15 protein-coding genes are annotated in these 15571 nt (G+C 64.6%); 7 read left to right on the top strand and 8 right to left on the bottom strand.

Translation table 11 applies throughout. The annotated features are described in order from the left end of the window. Window positions 1-65: 65 nt before the first annotated feature. Together IEX32_RS06870 and cynS are read left to right on the top strand one after the other, a co-directional pair. Window positions 66-1859, top strand: coding sequence for a bifunctional protein-serine/threonine kinase/phosphatase (locus IEX32_RS06870; protein ID WP_188769830.1), 1794 nt, complete (start codon window positions 66-68; stop codon window positions 1857-1859). Continuing rightward, a complete protein-coding gene (gene cynS / locus IEX32_RS06875) occupies window positions 1859-2299 on the top strand; it encodes a cyanase (protein ID WP_188769832.1) in 441 nt (146 codons plus the stop codon). Before IEX32_RS06870 ends, cynS begins: the two co-directional genes overlap by 1 nt. 112 nt (window positions 2300-2411) lie before the next feature. On the opposite strand, the gene IEX32_RS06880 is transcribed toward cynS, so the two are convergent. The 7 genes from IEX32_RS06880 to IEX32_RS06910 form a co-directional block, all read right to left on the bottom strand. Further along, a complete protein-coding gene (locus tag IEX32_RS06880; RefSeq protein ID WP_188769833.1) occupies window positions 2412-2984 on the bottom strand; it encodes a urate hydroxylase PuuD in 573 nt (190 codons plus the stop codon). 151 nt (window positions 2985-3135) lie between these two features. After that, window positions 3136-3795 carry an inner membrane-spanning protein YciB gene (locus IEX32_RS06885; RefSeq protein ID WP_188769835.1) on the bottom strand — a complete coding sequence of 220 codons (660 nt, stop codon included), beginning with the start codon at window positions 3793-3795 and terminating at the stop codon, window positions 3136-3138. Then, complete coding sequence (gene ftsY / locus IEX32_RS06890) at window positions 3795-4733, bottom strand: signal recognition particle-docking protein FtsY (protein ID WP_188769837.1); 939 nt, start codon at window positions 4731-4733, stop codon at window positions 3795-3797. The genes IEX32_RS06885 and ftsY overlap by 1 nt, the downstream gene beginning before the upstream one ends. Further along, the gene (locus IEX32_RS06895; protein WP_188769839.1) at window positions 4733-5908 is read right to left on the bottom strand and encodes a MiaB/RimO family radical SAM methylthiotransferase; all 1176 of its coding nucleotides are present in this window, start codon (window positions 5906-5908) and stop codon (window positions 4733-4735) included. The genes ftsY and IEX32_RS06895 overlap by 1 nt, the downstream gene beginning before the upstream one ends. Beyond that, window positions 5905-6723, bottom strand: coding sequence for a diaminopimelate epimerase (gene dapF, locus IEX32_RS06900; protein ID WP_188769841.1), 819 nt, complete (start codon window positions 6721-6723; stop codon window positions 5905-5907). Before dapF ends, IEX32_RS06895 begins: the two co-directional genes overlap by 4 nt. Before the next feature lie 62 nt (window positions 6724-6785). Continuing rightward, window positions 6786-8513 (bottom strand): putative bifunctional diguanylate cyclase/phosphodiesterase, encoded by a 1728-nt coding sequence (locus IEX32_RS06905; protein ID WP_188769842.1) that lies wholly within the window; start codon window positions 8511-8513, stop codon window positions 6786-6788. Between the two features lie 138 nt (window positions 8514-8651). Beyond that, window positions 8652-9584, bottom strand: a complete 933-nt coding sequence (locus tag IEX32_RS06910) for an isopenicillin N synthase family dioxygenase (protein ID WP_188769844.1) — start codon at window positions 9582-9584, stop codon at window positions 8652-8654. Window positions 9585-9646: 62 nt separating this feature from the next. Here IEX32_RS06910 and IEX32_RS06915 point away from each other — a divergent pair, with 62 nt between their 5' ends. Both IEX32_RS06915 and IEX32_RS06920 read left to right on the top strand, forming a co-directional pair. Beyond that, on the top strand, window positions 9647-10060 hold the full coding sequence (locus tag IEX32_RS06915) for an EVE domain-containing protein (RefSeq protein WP_188769846.1): 414 nt from the start codon (window positions 9647-9649) through the stop codon (window positions 10058-10060). A gap of 74 nt (window positions 10061-10134) precedes the next feature. Beyond that, window positions 10135-10359, top strand: coding sequence for a hypothetical protein (locus IEX32_RS06920; RefSeq protein WP_188769848.1), 225 nt, complete (start codon window positions 10135-10137; stop codon window positions 10357-10359). A 43-nt stretch (window positions 10360-10402) separates the two neighbouring features. On the opposite strand, the gene IEX32_RS06925 is transcribed toward IEX32_RS06920, so the two are convergent. Next, entirely contained in the window at window positions 10403-11716 is a 1314-nt protein-coding gene (locus IEX32_RS06925) for an MFS transporter (RefSeq protein WP_188769850.1), read from the bottom strand. Window positions 11717-11840: 124 nt separating this feature from the next. Between IEX32_RS06925 and pgsA the strand changes: the two genes are divergently transcribed. From pgsA to nirD, 3 genes are all read left to right on the top strand, one after another. Further along, window positions 11841-12434 (top strand): CDP-diacylglycerol--glycerol-3-phosphate 3-phosphatidyltransferase, encoded by a 594-nt coding sequence (gene pgsA / locus IEX32_RS06930; RefSeq protein WP_188769851.1) that lies wholly within the window; start codon window positions 11841-11843, stop codon window positions 12432-12434. Between the two features lie 248 nt (window positions 12435-12682). Then, window positions 12683-15163, top strand: coding sequence for a nitrite reductase large subunit NirB (gene nirB, locus IEX32_RS06935; RefSeq protein WP_229736237.1), 2481 nt, complete (start codon window positions 12683-12685; stop codon window positions 15161-15163). Continuing rightward, window positions 15163-15531 carry a nitrite reductase small subunit NirD gene (gene nirD, locus IEX32_RS06940; RefSeq protein WP_188769855.1) on the top strand — a complete coding sequence of 123 codons (369 nt, stop codon included), beginning with the start codon at window positions 15163-15165 and terminating at the stop codon, window positions 15529-15531. The genes nirB and nirD overlap by 1 nt, the downstream gene beginning before the upstream one ends. Window positions 15532-15571: the final 40 nt, after the last annotated feature.

Below are 15571 nucleotides of genomic sequence, written 5' to 3' on the forward strand. Positions count from 1 at the left end.
CATGCAGACGGGTCTCGGCGCGAAGCGAGACGCGACTATTCGGCAGCTTTTACGAGCAAGCCGTGGTGACCCCTAGCCCCCGGCTTGCCGTCACGGTCGGCCAGTATTCGACGGCCGGGGCCAAGGAGGCCAATCAGGACTTCCACGGCCTCCTCGTGCCCGAAGGCGAAGCGCTGGCGACGAAGGGCATAGCGCTTGCCCTGGCCGACGGCATCAGCACCAGTGCCCTTGGCGCCGCCGCGGCCGAGACCGCGGTAAAATCCTTCCTCATGGACTATTACGCGACTTCCGAAGCCTGGTCCGTAAGGACCAGCGCGGAGCGCGTTATCACCGCGACCAATTCCTGGATGCACGCGCAGAACCTGCGCGGTCGCGGCAGCAATCTTACCGACGAGGAACGAGAGCGAGGTATGGTCTGTACCCTCTCGACGCTCGTCATCAAATCGCGCTCGGCCTATGTCTTTCACGTCGGCGACGGACGTATCGCCAGGATAGCGGGGCGGACGCTGGAGCCGCTCACGGAGCCGCACCGCGTCTATCTCGGCGGCGGCGAGAGCTATCTGGCGCGCGCGCTCGGCATAGACCGCCGGGTGGAAATAGACCACCGCAAGATCCCGGTCGCGGAAGGGGACCTGTTCGTCCTTACCAGCGACGGCGTACACGACGTGCTGCCGGATTCGGCGTTTCTGGTGGCGGCGGGCAGCGAGGATCTCGACAGTGCCGCGCGGGCGCTCGCCGATGCGGCGCTGGCGGCGGGCAGCACCGACAATCTCACGATCCAGCTCCTGCGCATCGACAGCCTGCCGCAAAACGATCTCGACGATCTCGTCGGCGAGGAGGCGACGCTGCCGCCGGCACTGCAGCTGACAGGGGGGCAGGCGTTCGAGGGCTACGCGATCCAGCGCGAACTCCATGCGGGGCACCGCAGCCACGTCTATCTCGCTCGCGACAGCGAAACCGGGCAGCGCGTCGCGATCAAGGTGCCCTCGACCGAGCATGGGGCTGACCCGGTCGAAGTGCGCCGCCTCATGCTCGAGGAATGGATCGCACGCCGGGTGAACAATACCCACGTCCTCAAGGCCCCCCCCGCACGAGCCTCGCGCCAGCACGCCTACAGCGTCACCGAATTCGTGGAAGGCGCCACGCTGGAGCAATGGGCCGCCTCGCGGGAGGTTACCGACCTCGTTGCCTTGCGCTCGATTGTGAAGCAGGTCGCTTCGGGCCTGCATGCGTTGCACCGGCTGGAGATCCTGCACCGCGACCTCAGGCCGGCAAACGTGATCGTCGATGGCGAGGGCACTGCCAGGATCATCGACTTCGGCTCGGCGCTGGTGGCCGGGCTCGATGAGCTGGCGCCGCGCGATGACGACATGTTCGCCGGGACCATGCAGTTCACCGCGCCCGAAATCTGGCTGGGCGCGCCGGCGAGCCGCAAGTCCGACCTCTGGTCGCTCGGATCTGTGGCCTATTACATGCTGACGCGCAGCCTGCCTTATGGCCCCCATCTCAGCGCCGTGCGCACGCGGGCGGCTCAGAAGAAGCTGCATTACATCCCCGCGACCGAGCTCAACCCCGACGTGCCGGATTGGATGGACGCCGCGATCGCGCGAGCCGTCGCCATCGATCCCGAGGAGCGGTACGACGAACTTTCCGAGTTCACTTACGATCTTGCCCACCCCAACACCGCGCTCACCGGGCCGGCCCCGCGCCCCTGGCTGGCGCGCAGGCCCGAGCGATTGTGGCAGACGATCAGCGCGTTGCTGGCGATCGCGCTCGCCGTCTCGCTGGCGACCCGCGAGAGCGGGGGCGGGACGGAGCAAAAGGTTTCACCTTCCAGACTTGAGGAGACTGCACGATGATGACCAAGGCCGACGTCACCGACATGATTTACGAGAAGAAGCGCGCGGGCGGAATAACCTGGGCGCAGATCGCGGAAATGGCCGGCTTGCAGGAAGTCTTCGTGACTTCCGCGTGCCTGGGCATGAACTCGCTCCCGCGCGAAAGTGCCGACAAGGTCGCGACCGGCCTCGGCCTGCCGCAGGAAGCTGCGGTCGTGCTGGCCGAATATCCCAAGAAGATGTTCGAGATGGCGGTGCCGACCGATCCCTGCATCTATCGGTTATACGAAATCGTCGGCGTCTATGGCGAGACGCTGAAGGAGCTGATCCAGGAAAAGGGCGGCGACGGCATCATGAGCGCCATCGACTTCGACATGACGGTGGAGAAGATCCCCAACGAGAAGGGGGACCGGATCGAAGTCAAGATGTCGGGCAAGTTCCTGCCCTACAAGAGCTGGTAGAACAGCCAGGGCGCGTCCTTCCCATGGTTTCCGGCAGGACTCGCCCGGCAAAAGCGAAGGGGCGGGGTTCCAATGGAACCTCGCCCCCTCCCGTTCCGTATCGGTGGACCGGTCAGCCCAGGTTGGCGCTGACCATGCAGTAGATCATCGGGATCGACAGCAGCGTATTGGTGCGGCTGGCGATCAGCGCGCGCGGCGCGGCCGCGGCCTTTTCCTCGGCGCTCGCCTCGACGATGCCCAGGATCTTCTTCTGCGCCGGCCAGATGATGAACCACACGTTGAATGCCATGATGAGCGCCATCCACATGCCCACGCCGATCAGGGCAATCGCACCCGCCCCGGAGAAGGTCAGTGCCTCGACAAGGTAGTTGTTCGCCCAGGCAATGACGACACCGGTGATGACCGTGAGCAGTGCGGCATAGCGGAAGTAGAACAGCACCTTGGGCGCGATGTGCCCGGTTACGGCGCCTTTCTGCTCGGCCGGGATCGACGGCATCAGCGGCACTTGCACGAAGTTAAGGTAATAGAGCAGGCCGATCCACAGGATGCCGAAGAATACGTGGAGCCAGCGGAACACCGAATTCACGTCAACCGGAGCATAAGGCGCGAAGGCCAGCATGACCACGATCGAAAGCACCAGGCCCACGATCATCACAAGATTCAAATTCCCGAACAGTTTAGCCATTACATCCCCCTATTATCTTTTCGCATGCCCGCCGGCGGGGATCTTCGCGCCCCGATGCCGGCCAGCTTGCCGATGCGGCGTTCGTTTATTGCGCCGATTGGATGGAATGTCACATGTTTTGGAGGACAAAGCCGGGGATTAAGGGGCTGCCCTAATCGTGAGGCGGGTTTTCGAGCACTTCCGTCTTCGAGATTTCGCCCATGCCATGTTTCAGCACCATCGGCAGCTGCGAGAAAGTGAACAGGAACGAGAGCACCGTAAAGCCCCAGAGCTTCGCCTGAAGCCAGGTGTCGAAGCTGACGGTGAAGACCAGCGCCGTATTCAGAACGGCCAGAAACAGGAAAAACCAGGCCCAGTTGCGCGACAGCTTCATCCAGCCTTCCTCGTTGAGACCCTCGAAGGCGGACTGCAGCAGGTATTTGAGCATCGGCTTGCCGCGCCACAGGCCCAGGAACAGGACGATCGCGAACATGAGGTAGACCGCGGTCGGCTTGATCTTGATCCAGAAGGGATCGTGGAAGACCACGGTCAGTGCGCCGAAACCGACGACGAGCGCGGTGGTCAGCCAGAGCATCGGCGAGATGTGCCCGAGCCGCCATTTCGAGACGACCAGCGCAACGACGGTCGCGACCATGAACGCCATCGTCCCCTTGATCACGGCGGCCACGGTGCCGAGCGTATCCCCGTCCCCGGTAGGCGAATAGTGCCGGTAGGCGAGAAAGAAGACGAGCAGCGGACCGAAATCCACCAGCAGGTTAACCCAGGAACTGCGGGGTTTCTGGTCGGTTTCGGTGCGGGCGCTGTCGGTCATCAGGCAATTCCGGCAATGACCCGGGCCACAAGGTCCGGGCTGAAGGGGCGAAGGTCGTCGATCTTTTCGCCGACGCCGATCGCGTGGATGGGAAGGCCGTACTGCTCGGCGGCGGCGACCAGCACGCCGCCGCGCGCCGTGCCGTCTAGCTTGGTCATGATCAGGCCGGATACGCCGGCCACTTCCTTGAATATCTCGATCTGGGAAAGCGCGTTCTGGCCATTGGTGGCATCGAGCACGAGCACCACGTCGTGCGGCGCCTCGGGATTGATGCGGCCCAGAACGCGGCGGATCTTGGCCAGTTCGTCCATCAGTTCGCGCTTGTTCTGGAGGCGCCCTGCGGTGTCGACGATCAGCGCGTCGATGCCCTGCTGCGTCGCCGCCTTCACCGCGTCGAACACGACCGATGCCGGATCGCCGCCTTCCGGCCCCTTGACGATGGGAACGCCGAGCCGATCCGCCCAGATCGCGAGCTGGCCGATCGCGGCGGCGCGGAAGGTGTCGCCGGCGGCCAGCATCACCGAATAGTCCTGCTCCTGGAACAGATGCGCGAGCTTGGCGATGGTCGTGGTCTTGCCCGAGCCATTGACGCCGATCACCAGGATTATCTGGGGACGGGGGAAAGCCACGATATCCAGCGGCCTTGCCACGGGGCGCAGGATATCGGCGATCTCGCGGGCGACCACTTCCATGATCGCCTCGCTGTCCGCATCGCGTTCGAAGCGCTCCTCGGCCAGGCGATCGCGGATACGGGCGGCGGCGCGCGGGCCGAGGTCCGACATGATGAGGGCGTCCTCGATGTCGTCGAGCTGTCCCTCGTCGAGCCGGGTCTTGCCGACGATGCCCGAGAGATTTTCGGTCAACCGCTCCGACGTCTTGCGAAAGCCTCCGAAGAGGCGCTCGGTCCAGGCGTCCGTGGTCGCGCCTTCGTCACTCATTATTCCAGAATTCCTTCGACTACCTTTTCAGGCGTAACGCTGACCAGCGTGCCCGGCTGCGTCCCTTCGGGAAGGCGCACCCTTGCGAAGTTCTCGGCATGGCCGCTCCCGCCTCTCTCTGCAAGAACCGATAGCCGGTGGCCGACAAGCCCGTCCAGCCAGCGCTGGCGCTGCCTGTTGACGGCCACGCGCAGTTCGGCGGCGCGCGCCTTGATCATGGCCGGTTCGACCTGGGGCATGCGCGCGGCGGGCGTGCCGGGGCGCCGCGAATAGGGGAAGACATGTCCGTGGACTACCTGCAGCGCCTCGATGATCGACACGTTGCCGGCATGCGCGGCTTCGTCCTCGGTCGGGAAGCCTGCGATCACGTCCGCCCCCACCGCGAGATCCGGGCGCCGGGCGCGCAGGCCCTCGACAAGGGCGATGGCGTCGGCGCGGCTGTGGCGGCGCTTCATGCGCTTGAGAATGAGGTCGTCGCCGTGCTGGAGCGAGAGATGGACATGCGGCATCATCCGCGCTTCGCCGGCGAGCAGTTCGAATAGCGCGGGATCGACTTTCGCGCCGTCGATCGAGGACAGGCGCAGGCGGGGCAGGGCCGGAAAACGGGCAAGGATCGCTTCGCACAAGGCGCCGAGGCGGCGGCTGCCCGGCAGGTCAGCGCCCCACGAAGTGAGGTCCACGCCGGTCAGGACGATCTCGCCTGCGCCGGCATCGGCATGAATCGCCACGTCTTCCAGCACGTCGGCGACCGGGCGCGAACGGCTGGGGCCGCGTCCCTGCGGGATCACGCAGAATGTGCAGGAATGGTCGCAGCCGTTCTGCACCTGCACGAAGCCGCGCGTATAGCCGCGCTTTTCGCGGGGCTGTGCAGCCGCCGGCACGTTCCACGCGCGCGGATCGAGCTTGGCGGTATTGGCGACGAGGCCGTCGACCTCGGGCATCCGCGCCAGCATCTCGCGCTCTATCTCGGCGGCGCAGCCGGTCACGATCAGGCGCGCTTCGGGCCGGGCGCGGCGGGCTTTGCGGATCGCCTGGCGGGTCTGGCGCACGGCTTCCGCCGTCACGGCGCAGGAATTGATCACGACGAGGTCATCCGCCCTGCCGAGCAGGTCGCGCAGGGTCTCGCTTTCCGCGATATTGAGACGGCAGCCGAGCGAATGGACTTCGACGGTCAAACCGTGATTCCGTAGTCGGCCGGGTCGAAGCTGCCGCGGAAGGACTCGGTGGCGGGTCCGGTCATCACGATCTCGTCATCCTCGCGCCATTCGATCACCAGCGGTCCGCCCGGCAGGCTTACCGTCACGCGCCGATCGACGAGCCCGCGCTTCATCGCGCCGATGGCCGTGGCGCAAGCGCCCGTGCCGCAAGCCCGCGTGAGGCCCACGCCGCGCTCCCACACGCGCAGGGTCATGGCATCGCGCGCCGTCACGGCAGCGACGTTGACGTTGATGCGCTCGGGAAACAGCGGGTCGGTCTCGATCAGCGGGCCAAGGCGTTCCATGTCGACGGCATAGGGATCGTCGACGAAGAAGATGACGTGCGGATTGCCGACGTTGACGGCGATGGGGCCGGTCAGGTCTTCCCAGCCGACGGGCATGACACGGGTATCCATGGCATAGGCCAGCGGAATGCGGTCCCACTCGAACCGGGGCTTGCCCATCTCGACCGAGATTCCGCTGTTCGACGGCGCCGCGTGGAGCAGGCCGCCCAGCGTCTCGATCCGCGCCGGCGCGCCGTGGAGCAGGCCTACCGCGCGCGTCGCATTGCCGCAGGCTTCCACCTCGCTGCCATCGGCATTGAATATCCGCATACGGAAATCGCTGGCCTGCGAGGGTTCGAGCAGGATCAGCTGGTCGCAGCCGATGCCGGTGTGGCGATCGGCGAGCGCCGCCGCGAAGGCGGAATCGATCGGCGGCAGAGCGCGCGCGCGCGCGTCGAGGACGACAAAGTCGTTGCCCAGGCCGTGCATCTTGATGAAATCGATCCGCATGGCGCGCGATCTATGCGCTGGCGGGCCTCAGGTCCAGAGGAGTCGGGTGGGAAGCTACCTTTTCAGGCACTTTTCGCGGGCTTCAGTGCCGGATCGGCGGGGGGCATCGCATCATTTTCAGTAACCGCCGAAACGGCCGCATCCCGCTCCTGCATGATCCTGGGCAGTTCGGATTCGAGGAACTTGCGGTTCGCGACCAGTTCCACGCCGTTCAGCCATTCGCCGATTTCGCGAGCGGGCTGCGGCCGGCCGTAGAAATAGCCTTGCCCCGTGATGTCGCCGTACTGGAGCAGTTGTTCGAGCACCGCCGCGTTTTCGATTCCTTCGGCCGTGACCGGCAGCTCGAGCCCCCGGCCGAGCAGCGCGATGGAATTGACGATCGCGGCGCTTTCCTTGTTATCGGCGAGGCTGGAGACAAAGCTGCGGTCGATCTTGATGCGGTCGAAGGGAATGCTGCGCAGCTGCGCCAGCGAACTGTACCCTGTGCCGAAGTCGTCCAGGCTGACCTTGATGCCCTGGTTCTTCAGGCTGGTGATCAGCGAACGGACCTGGCCGACGTTCTCGTGCAGGCAGGATTCGGTGATCTCGATCTCTAGCCGGTGCGGCGGGAATCTGGCTTCCAGCAGCAGCTTGATGAGCTTCTGGGCAAACCAGGGGTCGCGCAGCTGTAGCGGTGAGATGTTGACCGACAAGGTGAGGGCGGGGTCCCAGCCCTTGGCATCTTCGAGAGCCTGCGCGATCACGCTTTCGGAAAGATCGGCTATCGCGCCGATCTCTTCTGCGATGGGAATGAACAGGTCGGGACAGACGATGCCGAACTTGGGTGAATCCCAGCGTGCCAGCATCTCGAAGCCGATGAGCTTGCCGGTCTGCAGGTCGATCTGCTGTTCATAGAACGGCACGAACTCCTGACGCGAAACGCCTTGGCGGATGCCGTTTTCCAGTTCGGCGCGAAAGCGCATCTCGTCGGCCATGGGCGCTGCGAACCAGTGGTAGCTGTCCCGGCCGCTGCGCTTCGCATGGTACATCGCGATATCGGCCCTTTCGAGCAGCGCACGCACGTCCGTCGGCGTATCGTCGAAACCACCGACGTCCGAACGGGCAAGCCCGATCGAGGCGGTCACTTCAAGGCTCAGGGCCTCGGCGCGGATGGGCTGACGCATCCGTTCCACCAGCGTCTGGGTAATGGTGTCGAGCTGATCCGCATGGGACCTGTCGAATGCAAGCGCGACCGCGAACTCATCACCACCGATGCGGCCGACCAGCGCGTGTCCGGGAAGGCTGGCGGTGATGCGGCGGGCGCATTCCTGCAGCAGCAGGTCGCCGATCTTGTGGCCGTTGAAGTCGTTGATCTGCTTGAAGTTGTCGAGGTCGACCATCATCAGCAGGACCGCGCGATCCTCATCATTGTTCGCGGCGAGCATGGCGGCGACACCGCTGTTGAAGCTGCGCCGATTGCGGTAGCCGGTGAGCGGGTCGGTCTCGGCAAGCCGGCGTGCCTCGCGCTCGGCTTTCTTGCGCAGCTTGATCTCGTCGCAGAGCTGACGGTAGCGGCTCCAGCCGAAGATGATGATGGCGATGTTGAGCAGGAAGGCGTTGAGGATGAAGTTGTCGGGGCCCGGACCGCGCTCCATCAGCGAGCGCACGATTACGGGGCCGATTTCGCTGCCGGTTGCGACGAACAGGAGAATCGCGGCCGTGACGATGCCGAGCGCCACGACGTCGATCTGGCTTTCTTCCGTGGCATCGGTATTGACATCTTCCACGTCGACGGCCTTGGTCGCTCCCACCGGATACTCCCTGATTTTGGAATGCACGCCAAGTGGAGTAGCGGATCAGTCTGAAGTTTCGGTAAACCCTGCCGTTCTCGTGCCCTGAGGGCGTGCATTCGCTCGGGTCGATTAAAGTGCGATGGCCGCCCCTAGACTTCAGGCGATCAGGCCGATCTCGCGCAGGCGCTCCTGCAGGTAGTCATCGGCGGTGATGATGTCGGGATAGCGGTCCGGGTTCTCTTCGCTCACGCATTGCGGCAGCGTGACGAAGCGGAAGTCGCTGCGCAGGTGGAGGAAGAACGGCATCGAATAGCGGCTGTGCATGGCCCGCTCGCCCGATGGGTTGCGCACCCGGTGCGTGGTCGAGGGCAGGACGTGGTTGGTAAGGCGCTGGAGCATGTCGCCGATATTGACTACCATGGCGCCTTCGGGCGGCGCGAGCGAGAGCCACTTTCCATGCTTGCCGAGCAGTTCCAGCCCCGCTTCCTCGGCGCCCAGCAGCAGGGTGATGAGGTTGATGTCCTCGTGCGCGCCGGCACGGATCGCGCCGCCGGCATCGGCTCCCACCGGCGGGTAGTGGAGCAGGCGAAGCACCGAGTTGCCGTCCGCGATCGCCGGATCGAACCAGCGGGCATCGAGGCCCAGGCCAATGGCAATGGCCGAGAGCAATTCGGCGCCGGCCTTGTCGAAGGCGGCATAGAGCGCGGAGAAGGTCTCGCGGAAACCTTCGACTTCCTCCGGCCAGATATTGGGGGGCATCGAGCCGGCGAGCGGCGAGCCTGCGGGCAGGTCGCGGCCGATGTGCCAGAATTCCTTGAGGTCTTTTTCGGTCGCGTTCTTGGCGACCTCGGTGCGGAACGGGGTATAGCCGCGCGCGCCGCCCCGGCCGGCCCGGTATTTCATCTTGGCCTCGACCGGCAACGCGAAGAACGCCCTGGTCAGATCCCACGCGCGGTCGATCAGCACCTCGTCGATGCCGTGATCGCGCACCATGGCGAAACCGAAGGCGCGAAAACTCTCGCCGAGCAGCGCAGGCAGGTCCTTGCGGTCGTCTTCGAGGCTGAGGACGGGGATTTCGGCGAGGTCCATGGTGGTGCAATCCGTGGTGAATCGTTATGCCGCACCCAATAGTCGAATTGGAAAGGCGGTGCATGGCAAAGCGTTACTGGCTGATGAAATCCGAACCCGACGCCTACAGCTGGGACGATCTGGTCGCGGAAGGCGAGGGAACCTGGGACGGAGTGCGCAACCACCGCGCCGCGAACAACCTGCGCGCGATGCAGGTGGGCGACGAGGCCTTCTTCTACCATTCGAACATCGGCAAGGAGATCGTCGGCATCGCCGCGATCAGCAAGGCGGGCATCGCCGATCAGACCGATCCCGAAGGCAAATGGGCGGCAGTGAAGGTGAAGCCGGTGCGCAAGCTGAAGAATCCGGTGACGCTGAAGGAGATCAAGGCCGACCCGAACCTGTCGGAAATGGAGCTGATCAGGCTCTCGCGGCTGTCGGTCGCGGTAGTGACGCCGGAGGAGTGGGACTACATCGTCGCCAGGTCGGGAGGGTAACTTTCCGTCCCGTTTTGGGAGGGCGGCTTCATGCGTCTTGCGGCAAGCGTAAACAAAACGTTAATTGCCGCACCATGAAAGCCACGAGACGCCGCGCCCTTGTTCTCACAGACGATGCCGCCGGACATCCGTTCCGCCGCTCGCTTCCGCTACATGTCCGCGCGAGGCCGCTCGACGAAGACGTGCAGCAGGCCAACTCCCTCGCGAAGCTGCGCTGGCAGATGATGGGCGGCGACTGGCAGGGCTTCCTGCGGGCCTACTGCGCCTCATTCGTGGCGATCTCGATCTTCATCGCTTGATTACCGGCTCGCCCCTCCGCTTCAATGCGGGGGTGACGTGTCGTCAAACCGCCGCCGCTGCCTTTTCCGCGCGGAATAGCATGTAGCCGAGCCAGGCCGAGGCGATGCAGCACACCGCCACGACCAGCAATTGCTCGACGATCGCCACGCCGAGCGAGCTGAGGACCATCGCGAATACCGCGCCGAACACCATGGCGCCCGAGTTGACGATATTGTTCGCCGCCACCGTGCGGGCGGTCTGTGACTTGTCGACGAATGTCGTGAGGAACGCATAGAGCGGCACCACGAACATGCCGCCGCAAACCGCTATGCCCAGCAGCGTCAGCAGCAGCGGCATGGCCAGCGGCTGCGAGACGAAGGTGGCGACGTCCATCAGTTCGCCGGGGGTTCCTTGTGGCCTCCACGCGCCGCACACGATCTCGAAGGCAAAGAGGAACAGGCCCATGCCGATCACCGAGATCGGCGAGAAGCGGGCCGAGACGGTGCCCCTGAGCAGGGCGTTGATCGCGATAGAACCGATCGCGACGCCGACCGAGAACATCACCAGGAACAGGCTGGCGACTTCCTTGCTGGCCGAGAGGATGTTCTTGGCGAGCGGTGGGAACTGGATGAACAGGACGGTCCCGATCGCCCAGAAGAAGCTGATCGCGCAGATCGCCAGGAACACGCGCCGGTCATGCAAGGTCGTGCGCACGAGCCGGATCGAGGCACGCAGTACGTGGAAGTCGAGAGGTTCGGGATTGCACAGCGGGGGGGCGGGCGGAACCTGCCGCCCGGCCAGATAGCCCACGCAGGCCACCGCGAAGACCGCGATCGCGGCTGCCTCCACGCTGATCCAGCCGGCGACGATGGTGCCGGCAAGCACGGCGATATAGGTTCCCGCCTCGACCAGTCCGGTGCCCCCCAGCACTTCGCCTTCGCGCAAGTGCTGGGGCAGGATCGCGTACTTGATCGGCCCGAAGAACGTCGAATGCACGCCCATCGCGAACAGGGCCAGAAGCATGAGCGGGATTGCCACGCTGTGCAGGGCAATCCCCTGCCAGGCCATCGCCAGCCCCGCGCCGCCCACCAGCATGATCAGGATCTCGCAGAGTTTCACCGCGCGGATGATCCGTGCCTTGTCGCGCATGTCGGCCATCTGGCCCGCAAGCGCGGAGAGCGCGAAGAAGGGAATGATGAAGATCGCGGAGGCCAGGGCGCTGAACCGGGCCTCATCGGCCTCGGAGTTGTAGACGCTATAGACCACGAAGAGGACCATCGCGTTCTTGAACAGGTTGTCGTTGAACGCGCCCAACAGCTGCGTGATGAAAAGCGGCAGGAAACGTCGGGCCCGGATCAGATCGTTCGTCGTACTCATCTCGGATCGGGAAACCCGCCTTAACTTTCGCGTCGGCGCGACACTTAATGCGATGGACGGGGGGCACAACCCCTGATCGGCACTTTATTCCTGCGATCGTTAGCGGCTATGTCACGTTCCGAAAATGCTGACACTGCCGAATCTCCTTACCCTTTCCCGCATCCTGACGGTGCCGCTGCTGGCCTTCCTGTTGTGGTGGCCGGGGTGGAGCTTTGGTTATGGTCTTGCCTTCGGGCTCTACTGCCTGATGGGCGTGACCGACTATTTCGACGGTTATCTGGCGCGTTCCAGCGGTGCGGTGTCGAAGCTGGGCGTCTTTCTCGATCCCATCGCCGACAAGATCATGGTCGCGGCGGTGATTCTCGTGCTGACGGCGCAGGGGCTGCTGAAAGGCCCCTACGTCGGCGACATGCATGTGATCGCCGGCCTGATCATTCTCGTGCGCGAGATTGCCGTCTCGGGCTTGCGCGAGTTCCTGGGCGGGCTGCAGGTGTCGATTCCGGTCAGCCGGCTGGCCAAGTGGAAGACGACGTTCCAGTTGGTGTCGCTGGGGGCGCTGATCCTGGGGGGGGCGATGCCTTGGTGGAACATCCCGTTTTTCGGCATTGAAATCAACGTGCCGCATACGGTGGGCCTGACGACGCTCTGGGCCGCGGCGGTGCTGACGCTCATCACCGGGTGGGATTATCTGAGAGTCGGCCTCAAGCACATGGATTGACGGGTTTCGGGGGCGCTCGACCACCTTTGGTGCTGCACTGCAAAAAAGCGGCTTGCCCGCGACCCGCCGAATCAGCTAAAGGGGTCTCAGCGAGACGGCGCCGTCCACCGTAGGACGATTTGAGCGCCTCGCCATCAGACTTACAGACGCGTGGCAACGAAGCCGCCCGTACCTCTTCCCCAGGTGGAACAGGTCCGAGGCGGTTTTTTTGTGCGCGTTGCGAACGGAGACGTGACGTGAATGCACCGATGAACTTCGAGAAGGGAGACCTTCCCGGCCAGACGCGGGAACGACTCGTGGTGATCGGCAACGGCATGGCGGGCTGCCGCGCCGTGGAAGAGATCCTCGCCCGCGATCCGGAGCGTTTCGATGTCACCATCTTCGGTGCCGAACCGCGCGTGAACTACAACCGCATCATGCTTTCGCCGGTTCTGGCGGGTGAGAAGACCTTCGACGAGATCGTCATCAACACGCAGGAATGGTACGAAGAGAACAGCATCACGCTCATCTCGGGCGACAAGGTGGACCACATCGACCGCGAGGCGATGACGGTGATTGCCGCCTCGGGGCGCGTCGAGCCCTATGACAAGCTGCTGATCGCCACCGGCTCCGATCCCTTCATCATCCCGGTGCCCGGCAAGGACCTGGAAGGCGTGGTCACCTTCCGCGACCTCGACGACGTCGACAAGATGCTCGACGCGGCGGGGAAGGGCGGCAATGCCGTCGTCATAGGTGGCGGCCTGCTCGGTCTCGAGGCGGCGCATGGCCTTTCCCTGCGCGGCATGAAGGTCACCGTCATCCACCTCATGCCCACGCTGATGGAGCGCCAGCTCGACGAGGCGGCCGGCTGGCTGCTCAAGACCGAACTGGAGCGTCGCGGCCAGACCATCCTGACCGGCGCCAATACCAAGGAAATCCTCGGTGAAGGCGGCAAGGTCGCCGGCGTTTTGCTCGAAGACGGCACCGAGATTCCCGCCGACATCGTCGTCATGGCGGTGGGCATCCGGCCCGCGACGGGGCTGGCCAAGACCGCCGGCCTCGATGTCGAGCGGGGCATCATGGTCGATGACCACATGGTCACCTCCGACCCGGCGATCCTTTCCGTAGGCGAATGCGTACAGCACCGGGGCATGTGTTACGGCCTGGTCGCGCCGCTGTGGGAAATGTGCCGCGCCCTGGCCGATTTTGTGACCGAAAGCCCCTCCGGCTACGAAGGTTCGATCACCTCTACCAAGCTCAAGGTTTCCGGCATCGACGTGTTCTCGGCCGGGGACTTTTCCGGCGGCGAGGGCTGCGAGGACATCGTCATGCGCGATGCCGCGCGCGGCGTGTACAAGCGCGTGATCGTCAAGGAGAACAAGGTGCTGGGCGCCGTGCTCTACGGCGATACGGCCGATGGCTCCTGGTATTTCGACCTGATGAAGAAGGGCGATGACGTCTCCGACATCCGCGAGGCGCTGATCTTCGGCCAGGCTTTCGCGTCCGGGGGTGCGCTCGCGGACCCTAACGCCGCCGTTGCCGCCCTTTCCGATGATGCGGAAATCTGCGGTTGCAACGGCGTTTCCAAGGGCACCGTCGTCAAGTGCATCGAGGGCGGCGCGCATTCGCTCGACGCCGTGCGCGGCACGTGCAAGGCCTCGGCCTCCTGCGGTTCATGCACCGGTCTGGTCGAGAGCCTGCTGGCCCTGACGCTCGGCGGCGAGGTCGAATCCGGCCCGAAGACGATGTGCAAGTGCACCAGCTTTACGCACGACGACGTGCGCAAGCACATCGTGGAAAAGCAGCTCAGGGAAATGCCGCAGATCATGCAGGAGCTGCACTGGACGACGCCCGACGGCTGCGCCTCGTGCCGCCCCGCGCTCAATTACTACCTGCTCTGCGCCTGGCCGGGTGAGTACGAGGACGACCAGAAGAGCCGCTTCGTCAACGAACGCATGCACGCCAATATCCAGAAGGACGGCACCTACTCGGTCGTCCCGCGCATGTGGGGCGGCCTCACCAACCCGACGGAACTGCGCGCGATCGCCGACGTGGTGGAGAAGTACGACGCGCCGATGGTCAAGGTCACCGGCGGTCAGCGGCTCGACATCTTCGGCATCAAGAAGGAAGACCTGCCCGCCGTCTGGGCCGATCTCAACGCCGCCGGGATGGTTTCCGGCCATGCCTACGGCAAGTCGCTGCGCACGGTGAAAACCTGCGTCGGCAGCGAATGGTGCCGCTTTGGCACGCAGGATTCGACCGGGCTGGGCGTCAAGATTGAGCGGATGACCTGGGGCAGCTGGATGCCGCACAAGTTCAAGATCGCCGTCAGCGGCTGCCCGCGCAACTGCGCAGAGGCGACGATCAAGGACTTTGGCGTGGTCTGCGTGGACTCCGGCTATGAACTGCATATCGCCGGCAATGGCGGCATCAAGGTCCGCGCCACCGATCTGCTCTGCAAGGTCGAGACAGAGGAAGAGGCGCTGGACGTATGCGCCGCCTTCATCCAGCTTTACCGCGAGGAGGCCCACTACCTCGAGCGCACCGCGCCCTGGGTCGAGCGTGTCGGCCTCGACTACGTCAAGGACAAGCTGGCCGAAGAAGGCGCGATCGAAACCTACGCCGCCCGCTTCCGCTATTCGCAGCAGTTCATGCAGGACGATCCCTGGGCCAAGCGCGCCGCCGGCGAGCGCAAGGACCTGCACGCGCACATCGCAACCGTGCGTCCGCTGGAAATGGAGAAGGCATAATGATTGGCGACTGGCTCGATATCGGCCCGATCTCGCAGATCGAAGCGGGAACCGCCCGCACCCTGCCCGTGGAAGGGGGAGAGGAAATCGCGGTGTTCCACACGATGCGCAACGAGTTCTTCGCGCTTCTCAACAAGTGCCCGCACAAGCAGGGGCCGCTCAGCCAGGGCATCGTCCATGGCGACGTCGTCACCTGCCCGCTGCACAACTGGAACATCTCGCTCAGGAACGGCAAGGCGCTGGGCGACGATGAAGGCTGCGTTCCGACGATTCCCCTGAAGGTCGATGCCGGCCGCATCTACCTGCTGCGTTCCGCCGTTGTCGGCGGCGGCGTGACGGCGCCGGAGCAGAACAGGGCGGCGGCGTGAGCGCCATGGCGTTCCCGATCCTCCCCGGAACGGGGAGGGG

Origin of the sequence: Novosphingobium endophyticum, from assembly GCF_014640675.1 — a bacterium.
Taxonomy (GTDB): domain Bacteria; phylum Pseudomonadota; class Alphaproteobacteria; order Sphingomonadales; family Sphingomonadaceae; genus Novosphingobium; species Novosphingobium endophyticum.